The following is a 15,534-nucleotide window of genomic DNA, read 5'->3' as shown; positions in this document are numbered from 1 at the left end:
ATTGTAGTGTTACTTATTCTATGTATCTCGGCAACTGTTGGTGTGAGTAATAGCATGGCAAAAAAGAATATCGAAAAGTTAACAGAGGCAAGTATACAAGAAAATCTAAAAATGTATCAATCAATAATCGATTTAAAGATTCAAAAGCATTTTGCTATAAGTAATCTATTTGCAGCTGATAGAAGAATTGTAGAGGGGGTAACAGGGGTAGAAAGAACAATGGGACCTGTACAGATAATGGAACCTGAACAGGTTGGTGATCAACCACAGAATCAATTTGGTGATTTTAATAACCAACAGATGAGTATTAATGAAGAATTAATGAGTGAAGTCGAAAGTAATCCAGAGGTTGAGAATATTATGATTGTCAATCTAGATGGAGAAATTGTAATGTCTGCTCAGGAGAGTGTCATCGGTGACAATGTGTCAGAAAGAGAATACTTTTCGGCTACAATCAATAAGGGAACGCCTTATGTAGGGTTTAGCATGGCATCTAGAGATACGGGGGAACAGGTAGTACCAATATGTGTGCCTATTATGGATGAAGAAGGTGACACAGTAGGGATTGTAACTACAATTGTTATAACGAGTAAGATTGCACAAGAATTAGAAGGTGCAAAAATTTTAGGAACAGAAAATACTTATCCCATTTTACTAGATCAAAAAGGTATATTACTCGTTCATCCCAATAGAGAATATATTGGTGAGCAGCATACAGATCAAAGTGTTAGAGAAATTGCATTAAAATTAACGAGTAACGCTGAAAAATTAGAAGGTGAAATGATTTACCAGAGCATGAGTGAAAATATAGAGCGTATGCTACGGTATATTGAAGTAGGGGAAGCAGAGTGGCTACTTGGTATTAGTATAGACCAGGGTGAACTCATGCAGCCTATTAAAGATATGCAAAAAGGTGGGCTCGTGATCTTAGTTGTATCTCTATTAATAGGGATGATAGCAGCTTATTTATATGTCCAAAGTATTTCTAAGCCGCTAGGTAAGATAGAAGGTATTGTTAGAAAGTTAGCAGGGCTAGATCTAAGTGATTCCGAGGATTTACATAAACTAAGAAGACTTAAAGATGAAGTAGGTACAATGGCAGAAGCTACAGCTACCACTACAGAAGCATTGAAAAAAGTAGTAAGTGAGCTTATACAGTATGCAGAACAAACTATGATAAGTGCACAAACAGTAGATAACTTAGCAAGTTATTCTTTAGAGGAATCAGAGCAGACAGTAGTAGTAGTTGAAGAATTGTCTGCAAGTATGGAAGAAATCAATGCAAGTACAGAAGAAGTAAGTTCGACTGTAGAAAGTATTAATGAAAATATTAGAGTGATTACAGATCATATAGGTAAAAGTAGTCAATTGGCTTTAAATATTGCAAGAAATAGTGAAACAATTAAAGATAAAACAATTCAAGAGAGTGAAATTGTTAAAGCTAGCTATAATGATGTCAAAAATAATATGGAATTAGCTCTCAAAAAGGCAGAGGTTATCTCTCAAATCTATTTATTAGTAGAGAGTATTGAATCTATTACAAAGCAAACCAATCTTTTAGCACTCAATGCATCTATAGAAGCTGCAAGAGCAGGAGATGTAGGGAGAGGATTTGGGGTAGTAGCACATGAAATAGGTGCTCTTGCTAGTGAGTCAGGAAATGCAGTAACTAAGATACAAGAAGTAATTGCATTAGTTATGGAAGCGACAAATGAGATGAGAGACAGCGCACAAGAGTCCTTAGCTTTTATGGAAAAACAAATTGACGAGAATGTAGAAAATACCTTGGAAAATGCAAAAAGCTATATGACAGATGCAAATGAAGTATACAATGCATTACAAGAGTTAGAACAAAGATCTCATGAATTAACTCAGTACTCACAAATTATTACAGAGACAATAGATGGCATTGCTATTGCTATTTCAGAAAATACACAAGGGGTAGTAAATATTGCTTCTCAAACTAATAATATTAATAAAAATATCAATGAAATAAAAGAGCAGAGTATGACAAATAAAAGTGTAGCAGAACAACTGTCAGAGGTAGCTTCTAGATTTACAATCTAGAGTTTCATTAAGAGATGCCTATATAATACAGATAAGAGCTTATAAAATAAGTATTAAATAGCTTACTATTTCAAAGTGATTATAAATAAGATATAATAATTAAAAGTGATTTAAATGTAGGAAATAGTAGGGAGACAGGCATGTTTAATTTAGATGATTGTATTGGTATTATAACAAGCAGAGGTGCGAAGGCATTAGCACAAGCCTTTGAAAAAAGGTTAGAAGTATATAATATTACAAGAGTTCAATGGATTGCGATTTATTATATAGGGGAAATAAAAGGATTAACTCAAAGAGAGTTAGCGGATAAGATTAGTACAACTGAGCCATCTGTAGCAAGACTTATAGATAGAATGGAAAAGAATGAACTTGTTATACGAGAAAAGGATGCCAATGATAGGCGTATAAGTACCTTAGTTTTAACACAAAAAGGTAATGAACTAAGAGAAAAGTTGATTCCTATAGGAGAGCAGTTTTCAACTGATATTACAAATGCAGTAGGTAAAGAAGAACTGGAAGTTTTTATTCAAGTAATGGAAAAAATGATTAATAATATTAAATAATAGTAAAAAATTATGCTAACATATTGATTTTACATAAAATATATGTTAGCATTTTAATTACCAAATACTTAACATGCTAAGTATTAATATGTTAAATATTAATACAGTAATGTTTTTAAATGAGGAGGGTATAAGTAATGAAAAAAGATCCAAGACAAATGTTAAATGATTTTATGGGGGGCCTTGAAGGATTAGGTCAAACCAATAGTGAGCATGTAGGTGCTTTCATGAACTTATTAGGTACAACTTATGCACCAGGAAGCTTAGAAACAAAAACAAAAGAGTTAATCAGTGTTGCAATTGCAGCATATAACCGCTGCGAATATTGTATTGTATTCCATGTATATAAAGCTTTAGAAGCAGGCGCAACAAGAGCTGAGATTATGGAAGCAGCAATGGTTGCTGTAGCTTTCGGTGGTGGCCCAAGCATGGCATATAGCGTAACTTTATTAAAAGATTCATTAGATGAATTTGAAAAAGATTTTAAATAGATAGTGAATGAAGGCTAAGGTATTTATTGAGTATTCAATAGAGCATTAGCCTTTTAATATAGGAGGATTACAATGGACATAAAACTTGAAAAGCTTAACGGTCACAGCAAAAGTGGAATAGTAGGTAAACTTAGTATAGAAAAAGGAAAAGTTGTAGAAGAAGGCCAAATATTAATGCAGATAGAAAGTAAGAAAGGTAATACACCAGTAAAGAGTTTATCAAGTGGCAAAGTAATAGATATATGTGTTCAAGAGGGGCAAGAAGTAAGCATTGGGGATCTACTTATAAAACTAGAAGGAGATGCTATAGAAAAAGAAACTGTAGAAAAAGCAGCTCCAAAAACAAGCTTTGATTATCTAGGCAGTATGATGAAAGGAAAGAAAGAAAATATTGAAGCTGATGTAACTATTATTGGTGGTGGACCAGGTGGTTATGTTGCAGCAATTTATGCTGCTAAAAAAGGTTTAAAAGTTATACTGATTGAAAAAGAGAATCTAGGGGGAACCTGCCTTAATGTAGGATGTATTCCAACCAAATCACTTGTGAAATCAGCAGAAGTATATCATCACTTAACACATGCAGAAGATTTTGGCCTTAGCTGTGAGAATGCAAGGGTTAATATGGAGAAAGTAATTAAGCGTAAAGATCAAATTAAAGAAACGCTAGTAGGTGGAATCGATTATTTACTTCAAGCAAACAATATTAAGCATATAAGAGGAACAGGTAAGTTTATAGATCAAAAAACAGTTTTTGTCCAATCTGGAAGAGATGAAATTACTATTCAATCTAAAGATATTATTATTGCTACAGGTTCAAAAATTTCAAAGATAAATATTCCAGGAATGGATTTACCATGTATCTTGAATAGTACAACCGCATTAGACTTAAAAGAGCTGCCAAAATCAATGACGATTATTGGTGGTGGTGTTATAGGTATGGAATTTGCATTTATCTATGCACAGTTTGGTGTGAAAGTAAAAGTTGTTGAATATATGCCAAGAGTTTTAACAATGGTAGAGGAAGAAATATCTGAAGAAATAACTAGAAGCGCTAAGGAAAAAGGCATTGATATATATACCCACTCAAAAGTTAAAAAAGTTGAAATGACAGAAGGAAAAGAAGCAATCGTTGTATTTGAAAAGGATGGAGCAGAAAAATATATTGTATCCGAGAAAGTACTTGTTGCAATAGGTAGAGAGCCTAATATAGAAGGTTTAGACTTAGAAAAAGCAGGTGTACAACTTCTAGAAAATGGTAGAGGTATTAAAACAGATGAATACCTTCAAACAAACATAGAACATATCTATGCCATTGGTGATGTAAATAATAGAATTCAATTGGCTCATGCAGCTTCACATCAAGGGATGATCGTCGTTGATCAGATACTTGGAGAGAAGAAAACATTTTCTAGTCAGAATGTTCCTAACGTGATTTTTACTTCACCAGAAATAGCAAGTGTAGGATTAAGTGAGGCACAAGCAAAAGAAAAAGGAATAGATATTAAAGTAAGTAAGTTCCCATTTGCTGCTAATGGAAAAGCATTAACAATGGGAGAAGAAAAAGGATTTATTAAGATGATTAAGGATGTACAAACCAATAAAGTAATAGGTGCTTCTATAATAGGTGTGGATGCATCAACTTTAATCAGTAGCCTAACATTGATTATTCAAAATGGGTTAGAGGAAGAGCAAATTATAGAAACTATTTTTGCCCATCCAACTACAGGTGAAGTGATTCATGAATGTACACTTGGGCTGGGAATAGGAGCATTACATTTCCATGAATAAAGTCATTATTTCCGAAGAATTTAATCCTTACTATAACCTAGCACTAGAAGAAGAATTACTCTATTCAGTGGATGATGAAGATACCATTTTATATCTCTGGCAAAATGAAAAGACAGTTGTTATTGGAAGAAATCAAAATCCTTGGTTAGAGTGTAACTTAGATTATTTAAGAGAAGAAAAGATATACCTTGCTAGACGTATTTCTGGCGGTGGAGCAGTATTCCATGATATTGGGAATCTTAATTTTACATTCATAACGAAAAAGAAAAATAGTAATTTAGGAAAACAGTTAGAGGTATTAAAACAAGCTATTAGCTTTTTTGAAGTAGAGATTAGCTATTCAGGACGTAATGATTTACTAGCAGATGGAAGGAAGTTTTCAGGTCATGCATTTTATGAAGACGATGAATATTATTTTCATCATGGAACATTGATGTTTGATGTAGACTTCAAGTACTTACAGAAAGTATTAACACCTTCTAAATTGAAGATGGAGTCTAAAGGGATTCAGTCTGTTAGAAGCAGAGTGATTAACTTAAAAGAGCTTAATCCACACATAACATTAGAAAATTTAAAAGAATATCTTATAAATGCTTTTGAAAATGTCTATGGAGAATTAGATAGTGTTAAAGCAATAAATAGGGCCAGTTATAAACCAAAGAAATTTGAAAGTTATGAAGATGAGAAATGGATTTATGGTGAAACACCAAAATTTGATGTTTTAGTAGAAGAACGTACATCAAAAGGATTAGTACAAGTAGCTTTACAAGTTAAAGACGGATGTATTGACGAAGTACAGGTGTATTCTGATCTATTAGAAACATTACCTATAGAGATCATAAAACAAAAAATTATAGGTCAATATATGGATGAAGAAGTCATAAAGAATATTTTAAAACAAGTCATTTAAGCAGAGAATAGGGAGCTTCAGAGCTTCCTATTTTTTTGTCTATTCTTAGAAAGAAGAAGAAGAGCTTTTTAGATTATATATATCGATAATAAATTATTAAAATTAAATAATGGTATAAAAATAAGTTCCAACTTCTTAAAGTGAAAAACGTATATCTATATGGAGAAATAAAATGAAAAAGGAAGAAGGGATAGTATGAATAGGTTAGAAAGAAAAAATGTAGCTTACTTGTGCTTCATTGTGTTATGTACAGTATTTTTAAGTAGTGGGAGTTTGAGTGCAAAGTCAAAAGAGCAGATAGATCTGTTACAGCCGGTACAAGCAACAGTAAACGGAATCAATGTATCTATTGACCCACGTATAGAGTTACTTTCAGTGGTTCAAATACTTAGTACATATAATCAAAATTTTGGATTAATGACAGACCTTGATTTCACTTATAGGCAAGACGTTTTAGATCAGTTTTCAACATTTGCATCACATCCAGCTGTAACTTTATTTAGTAAGATGAGTATGAAGGGATTTAGCTATGATGCACCACCAACGATGATGTTATATTTAACAAATGCATTTGAACTAGACGAGAATAAAGAATTAGATGAAAAGCTAGTCTTAAGAGCAGGAAGTATGGAACAACTTAAAAGTTTTGCAAGTATGCTTAAGCAGTTTGCAGCAGATACAAATTTTCAAAAGTTTTATTTAGAGCATGAATCATTTTATAGGCAGATGATTGAACAAGTAAGTCAAGTACTTGAAAAAGAAAGTTATATTACTGAGTTAGAAGAGTACTACAATATACACAATAATAGCTATAATATTATATTAGCACCTTTACATAGAGGTGGGGGATTTGGACCAAGATTAACTGATGCAGAAGGGAAAAATGATATTTATAGTATTCTAGGACCTGTAGATGTAGTAGAAGGTATTCCAGTATTTGGTGACAAACAAAGTTTTGACTACCTTGTATGGCATGAATTTAGTCATTCTTTTATTAATCCTTTGACAGAGGTATTTCAAAATCAATTTACTCAGTCAGATGCACTTTTTGCACCTATTGCAGTTAAAATGGAAAGACTAGCGTATTCAAACTGGGAAACAGCGTTAAATGAGCATCTGATCCGCACGATTACAGCAAGACGTACTTTATATGAAAGTGGCCAAGAAGCTTATGAAAAAGCAATAAAAGATGAAAAAAGACAAGGATTTTTCTATATAGAATTATTATCTGACAAAATAGCAAGTTATGAACAAAATAGAAAAGAATATAAAGATTTTAATGCTTTTTATCCTGAAATTGTTAAATTACTTAATGAGTTAAATCTTCAGGAGTTAGATTCAAGTTTTTATACAATGCCATTTGAAGGGCCTATTAATGCAGCCTTACAAATAGATGGTGAAACAGTTATTATTATACCTAGTCAAGAAAATACTTTGGTACAAGAGAAAATTACAGAGTATTGTATGGCAATAGTAAATTTATTAACCCATAAACTTGGTATACAGGCAACAGCTATAATAGATAAGGAAGCACTACAAATGGACTTAAGTGATAAGAATATCATTGCTTATGGGACTGTAGAGGGAAACTTATGGTTAAAAGCATATGAGACAAAGCTTCCATTTAAAATAACAAAGGATAAAATTGTTGCAGATCAAATATATAGTGGAAATAATTTACGTCTTATAAGTGTACTGCCACATCCTAATAATGAAGCAAAATCACTTCTTATCTATACAGCTCAAGAAGCTATAGATATCTTGAATATAAATTCTGTTAATCATGGTATGACAGATTATGTAGTTGCAAAAAATGAAGAAATTATTGCACAAGATAATTATCTTAAGGATGAAAAGACTTGGAAATATAAGTAGATAAAACTCAAAAAGCGTGTTACCCAAAGAAGTTATAGAATAGGGGTAACACGATTTTATTAAACTAATTTATCTATAAGAAGTTTTTAACGCTTGAAGAAGGACTTTTTTATCTTTTTTAAATGGTGTAACAGGACAAATTTGTTTGTTTTTTACCCCCATTAATTTATAGATTGCCATTCTTGCAGCACGTACAGAGTATTCTTCTGTAAATACCATATCTTCAGGAATTTCAACGAATTGGCTAATCATTGCAAAGTTAGTAGAGCCTTCAGGTACAACTTTTGGACGATCTGACATTTTACGAGGTTGGAATTGAGAGTCGATGTAAGGCATCATACATGGAATAACATTAACAACGTCTTCCATAAGTCCATCTAACTCATCTTCCCAGTGGAAATGATGGATAAGTTCGGTAAGAAGTTCTTCACCTGTACAGTCACGCATTGGTTTTTTTACATAATTACCTACTTTATCAGTGAAAAGTCCATAGCCCCAGAAAATAGTAGTGTCAGCAGGTTGATTTTTGAAGTGTGGTTGTGCAGCTACAACGATACTCATAAGCCAGTTAGATTCTTTGAATGTCATAAGTGCGCCACTACCAGGAATATTTCCAGAGAATTGTTCTATTTTTTTGAGAAGCTTGTTGCCTTTACAAGTTACAGTGAAGCTTTCCCAATTTGTTTCATCTGGATAGCCAAAGAATGGTTCAGGATTGCCTAAGCCTTCTTTTTTAGCTGCTACTTTTGCCCATAATTCACCAGAAATTGGATGACTTGGATCATAAATAGCAGGTGTATGAAGGTCACCAAGAGTAGCACTATCTGTCATACATCCATTAGTCATAATACAAAGGTCTTGTGCATTTAAAGTAATAACTTCTTCTTCACCTTCAGCATTTTGAACATGGATAGCAGATGCAGTGATACCATGGCCATCTTTAAAGTCAATATCTATTACAGTTGCATCTGTGCGGAAGTTAACACCGTAACCTTCTAAGTAAGTACGTAATGGTAAAATAACAGAGTCATATTGGTTATAAGGTGTACGTGTAACCCCTTCTAGTGTTTCGATACGTGAGAATTCAAAAATCATACGTTCCATATAACGCTTGAATTCAAATAAGCTAGACCATTTTTGGAAAGCGAAAGTAGTTTGCCACATATACCAGAAGTTAGTAGTGAAAAAGTGTGGGCTACTAGTAAACCATTCTTCAATAGTCATATCATCTAATTTTTCTTCAGGTGTAATCATAAGTTTTCCGAGAAGTGCACGGTCTTGAGTATTAAAGCCCATACTTGTTACATCTTGAATAACCCCATCTTTATCAATAAGACGTGCTTGAGCATGAGTTGGATGAAGATGATCAAAGTTAAGAATCTCTTCTGTAACACTCATGTTAGGCATATCTAAAGAAGGAATAGAAGCAAAAAGCTCCCAGAAGTTTTCATATGTTTCTTCGTTAAGCATACGACCACCACGGCATACAAAGCCATTAGTAACATTACCGGCACCATCATTACTTCCACCTAGTATTTTCATACCTTCTAAGATATGTATATTAGAACCTTGGAAGTGACAGTCACGAATAAGATAAGCAGCACCTGCGAGTGAAGCTAAGCCACCACCTACAAAATAAACTTGTTGTTCATTATGGTCAATGTACTGTGGTAATGAAACGTGTTTAGATTTAGAGGAGTTTTTTTTCTTTGATAATACAACAGCAGTAGCTGTAGCAGTAGTGATTGCACCTAATGCTAAAAGTGCACCAGTATAATTTTTAGGTTGTTTTTTAGTGTGTTTTTTAAGATATTTATTTAACTGTTGTTTTCTGTTCATACCCATACCTCAATTCATGTTATTGTTGTGATATATAATGTGATATTTTGAAACGATGTCTCATTTATAGGGCTAGTATAGAGCAGAAATTTGAAAAGGTAATTAGACAAATTCATAAGAATGTATAAGAAATAGACAAAACTTAAAAACTGTATATATATATTAGATGAGGGGAGTCTTAAACTGATTGTAGATTAAGAAAGGGGAGATAAATATGGGCCTAGATAATCGATTAAAGCAGGTCGCTTTAAGTGTTGCTATTCGGCATTTATCTAAGAATAGACAAAAATCTAAAGAGCGAACCTGCCGTAATGTGATTGAACTAGCAAAAGATTTAAGTGAAGAACCATTAACAAAAGAAGCATTAAATACTTATTATAATCAGTTAATGGAACAAATTGATACAGATAATGAGGAAGAACTAAGAACATGGGTGATTCAGACGTTTCATCTTAGCTAAAATCTTCATGTTCTTTAAGGTAGAAGTTGTAGCCTAGCTGTTCGCTATGTTTAGCAAGCTTTTTAAAGTTTTTGGCAATTTCTTCAGGTGGTTGTTTCATATTTCCTTTAACCCATGAAAGAATAACGCCACAAATACCATAAGCATAGAATTCAGAGAAGAATTGTTTTTGATCTTCAGGTATTTTTTGATGAATATCTAAAGCATTAATAGCTTCGTTAAATAAAGCACATGTAATTTCTAAAAGATAGTCCATGAAATACTGGCTATCGTTTTTTATTGTATGGCAATAAAATAGCTGATCCTTCTTCATAATATCCAAAAGAAGAAGGATTTTTTGATCCCAATTTTCAAAAGTAATGCCATCTACTACAAATGCAAAACCTTCAGTGTAATAAATCCAAGTTAATAATTCATATTTATCTTGAAAATGATAGTAAAAGGTCTGGCGATTAAGACCACAGGCCTTAGTAATATCAGAAATAGATATTTTGTCAAAAGATTTAGTAGAGATGAGATCTTTAAGGGCATTAGCAAGCGCTTTTTTTGTAATGATAGAATCGGACATAGTATCCCTCCTGTCTCATAGTGTATTAGCAATAATATATCAGTTTTTGAGGAAAAAGAATAGGTGAATTTTATAGTGGTGTAATTATATAGGCATATGTTAAAAATAATTATTGAAGTAGATGTAAAATATGGTAAAATAGACAAGTAAATTAGGAAACTCAAAATAATATATAAGTTTCCAGACAGCCTAATAATTGACTAAACATTATAACACATACTGGAGGACTGAATGAAAAAATTATCGACAGCAAGATTTATGGACTTGAAACTTAGGTACAAAATTTTGTTACCAACTGTATTAATCTTAATGATAGGATTAATTACACTAGCATTTACTATAAAAAATACGGGTGATACAATTATCCAAAATATTATATCTACTTCTTTGAATGATGAGACCATGCTTTATAGCAGAATAGTGGAAAAGATTGTAGATGACGAATTTAAGATGGTTGAAATTATAGCTAATGATACCAATATTGTAAATATGATGGAAGCTTATTCAAGGGGCGAAAATATTACAGATATTAAAATGAATATAGGAGAAAATCTTGGGGAGAGAGTGCGTTGGGAAGCCAATAAAGAAGGGTATTATGTACTAGATCTTAATGGAACTGTAGTAGTTGATAGTACCGGTGATACTGAAGGTATGAATCTTAGTGAACGTGACTACTTTCAAAAGACAAAACAAACTCAGCAACCTATTGTAAGTGAATTACTTGTTTCTAAATCTAATAATAAAAATATTGTAGCTTTTACAGCTCCGATTTTAGGTAAAGATGGAAAAATGCTAGGGATAGCAGTAAATTGTATTTTTACAGATGAAATTATGAATGTTATAAATGATATTAACCTATATGACTCAGTAAATACATATCCTTTCATTTTAGATCAATACGCTATTCGAGTAGCACATCCAGTAGATGAGACAGGTGTTAAAAGTACTATAGAAGAAACTATAGATATTACTCAGATGTATCAAAATGGAGAAATTAAAAGTGGAGAAGTTGGAGAAATAACCTATAACTATAATAATGTAGAAAAAACAGCTAAATATATGCCTATTCGTCATACAGGCTGGGTATTATTTGTGAGTGTGGCATATGATGAAATTGCCCTTCCTTATATTAAGTATTTAAATCAAATGACAACAACATCTAGTATAGTTATTATTTTAGCTATTTTATTAATGATTATTTTTATAGCAAGTAAAGTGTTAAAACCAGTTGAATGGATTAAAGAACTTATGAATACCACTGAAAAACTCAATCTAGCTGTAGAAGGAGAGTCTAAGCAAATCGTACGTGCTTCTATTAGTAAAGATGAAATGGGTACAATAAGTAATGGGTTATTGAAAATTAGGATGACATTTAGAGATGTTATAGGACAAGTTACAGGTCATGTAACAGGGCTAAAAATGAATATGTCTCAGGTTAAAGAAAGCATAAGTATGATATTAGATGATGCAGAGTCAAACATGTCAGTCATTGAAGAACTTTATGCGGGATTAGAGGAAACAAGTTCTATTACTCAGGAGGTAGCAGGTTCAGTTGAAATCGTAGGACAAAAGCTTGATGAAATTGAACAAGTATCAGAACAAGGAACCTCGGTTATTGGAGCAATAGAAGAAAAAGTGACTCAGCTTAAAAAGAATAATACTGGGAGAGCGCAAAAAGCTACTAAAGAATCAGAAGATATTAGAGAGCGATTAATTAGTGCCATAAAAAAATCAGAAGTAATTAAAGAAATTAATCTACTTACTGAAAGTATTAGAGGTATAACAGAGCAAACCAATTTATTAGCACTCAACGCAGCGATTGAGGCAGCAAGAGCAGGGGAGCAAGGTAAAGGTTTTGCAGTAGTTGCTGAAGAAGTAAGAAAGTTAGCTACCCAATCTAGCCAAAACTTAAATCAAATAGAGTCTGTATTGAACGAAGTATTTAAGTCAATTGATGAACTTAAAGGAACATCAAATGATGCAGTTAATTTTATAGATGAACAAATGAGTGTAGTTATTGAAGATATATTTGCCATATCCAATGAATATCAAATGGATGCAAATCAAATTAAAGAAGTTATTGCAAGTATTGATGAAAATATCAAAACAATTCAAGACTATACCCATACAGTGATTAAGGCGGCTGGGGAGATTGCTACAACAGCAGAAGAGAATGCTAATGGGGCAGGAGAAATTTCACAAACAACTACATCTATTACGGAGAGAATTCAAAGTGTTAGTAAGCTAGCAGAAGATACAGATAAAATTAGTCAAGATGTCCACGATGTGCTAAAGAAATTTAATATATAATATAAGATATAGGGTACACAAAGTGATTAGACCACTTTGTGTACCTTTTTTATAAGCAAATTATTTATTCTTATTTTATATGAAGAGAATATCTAGTAAAATAAAAAGCAGTAGATGATAATATGGGAGGCACAGAGGAGATAAGTAATGGATTTAAAGACCAAGATAATAGAGGCTACCATAGAAGAATTTAATGAAAAAGGTTTAAAGTTTACAATGGATGATTTATCTAGGCATTTAGGGATAAGTAAAAAAACTTTGTACCATGAATTTGAGAGTAAGGAGGAACTCTTTTTAGAAGTAATAGAAAGGTTCTTCGCTCAAGTGAAAAAAGGTGAAAGAGAAATTTTTGAAGATACATCTTTAGAGATAATAGAAAAAATAAAAAAGCTTATTATCGTTTTACCAGAATGTTGCACGAATATAGATTTTAGAAAGCTGTATGAGCTAGAAGAAAGATATCCAAAAATATATAATAAAATCATTTTAAAAATAGATGAAGACTGGACAGATACCATTCAACTTCTTAATCAAGCTATAGAAGAAGGTAAAATTAGGCCTATTAACTTAGTCATATTAAAGACTATAATTTGTTCATCTATTGAAGCATTTATTAAGAAAGATATATTAATAAAAGAAAAAATAGGATATGCAGAGGCTTTAGAAGAAATGATTAATATTATAATTGAAGGAATCAGCATGTAACCTTTACAGGAGTAGGCTTTAGTTTGAGGATATAAGGGCATATAATAGAAGAAAACAGAAAAATAAAAGGAGCGATATAATGTGTGAGAATTGTATGCATTTAGAATATGATGAAGTAATAAGGGAGTATGTATGTAGTGTGGCGCCTATTATGGATGAGGATGACTTTGCTAGAATGAATTATCATCCAAGTAAGCAGTGTCCTTATTTTAAAATAGGAGATGAATATACTATCGTTCGTAAACAAAATTAATAACATGAGAGCTGGTGATAGAGGAGAATGAATAACTCTATCACCAGTTTTTAATTTATTTATAAAACATTAATAAAGAAATCTTCTAAAAGATGAAAGGGTAAACACTATACTTATGGATATTAGAACAAATAATATAGAAGACTATGTATTGAAGGCGTTAGAAGAGCAAAACTAATTACTAAAAAGTAACTAATTGAACTCATAAAGGTTATCAATTAATGTAATAGAGTCAATAGTTAATGGAAAAGAGGTATAAGCGTGAGAAAGAAAAAAGGGATAATACTGATTGTTTTCAGTTTAATTACGTTACTAAGTTTAATAACAATTCATGCAACAGAGGTAAATAATAATAGTAAGATCATTCGTGTAGGGACATCAGGAACTTATTATCCTTTTACATTTGTAGAAGGAGATCAGCCACAAGGATTTGAAATTGATGTATGGGATGAAATAGGACATAGACTAGGCTATGACATTGAATATAAAAATGCTTCATTTAGTGGTCTTTTTGGTATGTTAGATTCAGATAAAATTGATGTAATCGCAAACCAAATAACAATAACAGAAGAAAGAAGTAAGAAATATTATTTTTCAAATCCCTATGTAGTAAGTGGTGCTCAAATTGTTGTAGCAAAAGATAGTAGTGTACAAATACATTCTTTTGAAGACCTTCAAGGTAAGCGTGTAGGGGTAGATTTAGGGAGCAATTATGAGCAAATCTTAAAGGCTAAGAATAGTGGAGGAGAGATTATTACCTATCAAAGCACAGATACGGCTTTTAATGATTTAATGATTGGACGTATTGATGCAGTTGTAATTGATAAAATTTCTGCACTCATTAATATTCAAGAAAAAAATTTGCCACTAGCTTTAGCTGGAGATACCTTTGAAAAAGTAGAAAATGCATTTGTATTTGCAAAAAATGATCGTAATCAAAAGTTAGTATCAGAGGTCAATCAAGTATTAACTCAAATGACAGATGAAGGAATATTACAACAGATTTCTAATAAATGGCTTAATACAGATGTGAGTGCAAAGAATGAAAGTAACTTTGTTGGTGATTTGTTAAGAGCTGTTTTATCTGGAGTTAAAGTAACCTTATTACTATCTATTATTTCAATCATTATTGGACTTATTACTGGGATTCTCATTGCAGTTATTAGGTATTTAAGAGTAAGAGGAATAGAGCAAATTTTATCAGTTTATGTAGCATTTTTTAGAGGAACACCTTTGTTAGTTCAATTGTTTTTATTGTATTTTGGTTTGCCTCAAATTTTTCATGGACTAAAAGGAATGGGAGGCTTTACAGCTACGTATATAGCTTTAGGCTTAAATGCATCAGCTTATATTGCAGAGGTACTTAGAGGAAGTTTTCAATCAATAGATAAAGGACAAATGGAGGCTTGTCTAACAATAGGTATGCAACCTATCCAAGCTATTAAACGTATTCTTTTACCACAAGTTATGAGGATGTCTATACCTGCTATTGGAAACATTTATATTGATATAGTAAAAGGCTCTTCTCTAGCCTTTACTATTGGTGTAGCAGAGATGCTTGCAAAAGCTCAAATGGTAGCTTCTACTAATTATAAATTTTTTGAGAGTTATATAGTTGTTGCAATTGTGTACTGGATATTAATAGAAATATTTAACTATATACAGAAATTAATAGAGAAAAAAATGGCTAGGTATTAGGAGGGAA

13 protein-coding genes are annotated in these 15,534 nt (G+C 32.0%); 11 read left to right on the top strand and 2 right to left on the bottom strand.

Annotated features, from left to right (window positions below; all coding sequences use genetic code 11):
- The 6 genes from PBV87_RS01425 to PBV87_RS01400 form a co-directional block, all read left to right on the top strand.
- Positions 1-2,067, top strand: a 2,067-nt coding sequence (locus PBV87_RS01425; protein ID WP_271010895.1) for a methyl-accepting chemotaxis protein, incomplete at its 5' end; no start/stop codon positions are given.
- A 140-nt stretch (positions 2,068-2,207) separates the two neighbouring features.
- Positions 2,208-2,630: a MarR family winged helix-turn-helix transcriptional regulator gene (locus tag PBV87_RS01420; RefSeq protein ID WP_053986047.1), complete on the top strand. Its 423-nt coding sequence runs from the start codon at positions 2,208-2,210 to the stop codon at positions 2,628-2,630.
- A 137-nt stretch (positions 2,631-2,767) separates the two neighbouring features.
- Positions 2,768-3,121, top strand: a complete 354-nt coding sequence (locus PBV87_RS01415) for a carboxymuconolactone decarboxylase family protein (RefSeq protein ID WP_271010894.1) — start codon at positions 2,768-2,770, stop codon at positions 3,119-3,121.
- Positions 3,122-3,193: 72 nt separating this feature from the next.
- The gene (gene lpdA / locus PBV87_RS01410; protein ID WP_271010893.1) at positions 3,194-4,909 is read left to right on the top strand and encodes a dihydrolipoyl dehydrogenase; all 1,716 of its coding nucleotides are present in this window, start codon (positions 3,194-3,196) and stop codon (positions 4,907-4,909) included.
- Complete coding sequence (locus tag PBV87_RS01405; protein ID WP_271010892.1) at positions 4,902-5,819, top strand: lipoate--protein ligase; 918 nt, start codon at positions 4,902-4,904, stop codon at positions 5,817-5,819. The genes lpdA and PBV87_RS01405 overlap by 8 nt, the downstream gene beginning before the upstream one ends.
- Positions 5,820-6,014: 195 nt before the next feature.
- Positions 6,015-7,694: a DUF4932 domain-containing protein gene (locus PBV87_RS01400; RefSeq protein ID WP_271010891.1), complete on the top strand. Its 1,680-nt coding sequence runs from the start codon at positions 6,015-6,017 to the stop codon at positions 7,692-7,694.
- A gap of 69 nt (positions 7,695-7,763) precedes the next feature.
- Here the strand turns inward: PBV87_RS01400 and PBV87_RS01395 are convergent, their stop codons facing one another.
- Entirely contained in the window at positions 7,764-9,533 is a 1,770-nt protein-coding gene (locus PBV87_RS01395; RefSeq protein ID WP_271010890.1) for an oleate hydratase, read from the bottom strand.
- Between the two features lie 214 nt (positions 9,534-9,747).
- Between PBV87_RS01395 and PBV87_RS01390 the strand changes: the two genes are divergently transcribed.
- Positions 9,748-9,993: a hypothetical protein gene (locus tag PBV87_RS01390; RefSeq protein WP_271010889.1), complete on the top strand. Its 246-nt coding sequence runs from the start codon at positions 9,748-9,750 to the stop codon at positions 9,991-9,993.
- Here PBV87_RS01390 and dhaS read toward each other — a convergent pair.
- Entirely contained in the window at positions 9,986-10,561 is a 576-nt protein-coding gene (dhaS, locus tag PBV87_RS01385) for a dihydroxyacetone kinase transcriptional activator DhaS (RefSeq protein WP_053986041.1), read from the bottom strand. The genes PBV87_RS01390 and dhaS overlap by 8 nt on opposite strands.
- A 231-nt stretch (positions 10,562-10,792) precedes the next feature.
- Here dhaS and PBV87_RS01380 point away from each other — a divergent pair, with 231 nt between their 5' ends.
- From PBV87_RS01380 to PBV87_RS01365, 4 genes are all read left to right on the top strand, one after another.
- Entirely contained in the window at positions 10,793-12,871 is a 2,079-nt protein-coding gene (locus PBV87_RS01380; protein WP_271010888.1) for a methyl-accepting chemotaxis protein, read from the top strand.
- A gap of 147 nt (positions 12,872-13,018) precedes the next feature.
- Entirely contained in the window at positions 13,019-13,576 is a 558-nt protein-coding gene (locus PBV87_RS01375) for a TetR/AcrR family transcriptional regulator (protein WP_271010887.1), read from the top strand.
- A 79-nt stretch (positions 13,577-13,655) separates the two neighbouring features.
- Entirely contained in the window at positions 13,656-13,829 is a 174-nt protein-coding gene (locus PBV87_RS01370; RefSeq protein WP_198524956.1) for a DUF6472 family protein, read from the top strand.
- 261 nt (positions 13,830-14,090) lie between these two features.
- Positions 14,091-15,527, top strand: a complete 1,437-nt coding sequence (locus tag PBV87_RS01365) for an ABC transporter permease subunit (RefSeq protein ID WP_271010886.1) — start codon at positions 14,091-14,093, stop codon at positions 15,525-15,527.
- The last annotated feature ends 7 nt before the right edge of the window (positions 15,528-15,534 follow it).

This window comes from Holtiella tumoricola, assembly GCF_027857615.1.
In the GTDB taxonomy this organism is placed as follows: Bacteria; Bacillota; Clostridia; order Lachnospirales; family Cellulosilyticaceae; genus Holtiella; species Holtiella tumoricola.
The sequence above is the reverse complement of the archived record's forward strand: the minus strand, read 5'-3'. Positions and strand labels throughout refer to the sequence as shown.

Excerpts from the sequence above, each read along its gene's own strand:
- PBV87_RS01420 (WP_053986047.1), top strand. The coding sequence starts at position 2,208 with ATGTTTAATTTAGATGATTGTATTGGTATTATAACAAGCAGAGGTGCG.
- PBV87_RS01415 (WP_271010894.1), top strand. The coding sequence starts at position 2,768 with ATGAAAAAAGATCCAAGACAAATGTTAAATGATTTTATGGGGGGCCTT.
- lpdA (WP_271010893.1), top strand. The coding sequence starts at position 3,194 with ATGGACATAAAACTTGAAAAGCTTAACGGTCACAGCAAAAGTGGAATA.
- PBV87_RS01405 (WP_271010892.1), top strand. The coding sequence starts at position 4,902 with ATGAATAAAGTCATTATTTCCGAAGAATTTAATCCTTACTATAACCTA.
- PBV87_RS01400 (WP_271010891.1), top strand. The coding sequence starts at position 6,015 with ATGAATAGGTTAGAAAGAAAAAATGTAGCTTACTTGTGCTTCATTGTG.
- PBV87_RS01395 (WP_271010890.1), bottom strand. The coding sequence starts at position 9,533 with ATGAACAGAAAACAACAGTTAAATAAATATCTTAAAAAACACACTAAA.
- PBV87_RS01390 (WP_271010889.1), top strand. The coding sequence starts at position 9,748 with ATGGGCCTAGATAATCGATTAAAGCAGGTCGCTTTAAGTGTTGCTATT.
- dhaS (WP_053986041.1), bottom strand. The coding sequence starts at position 10,561 with ATGTCCGATTCTATCATTACAAAAAAAGCGCTTGCTAATGCCCTTAAA.
- PBV87_RS01380 (WP_271010888.1), top strand. The coding sequence starts at position 10,793 with ATGAAAAAATTATCGACAGCAAGATTTATGGACTTGAAACTTAGGTAC.
- PBV87_RS01375 (WP_271010887.1), top strand. The coding sequence starts at position 13,019 with ATGGATTTAAAGACCAAGATAATAGAGGCTACCATAGAAGAATTTAAT.
- PBV87_RS01370 (WP_198524956.1), top strand. The coding sequence starts at position 13,656 with ATGTGTGAGAATTGTATGCATTTAGAATATGATGAAGTAATAAGGGAG.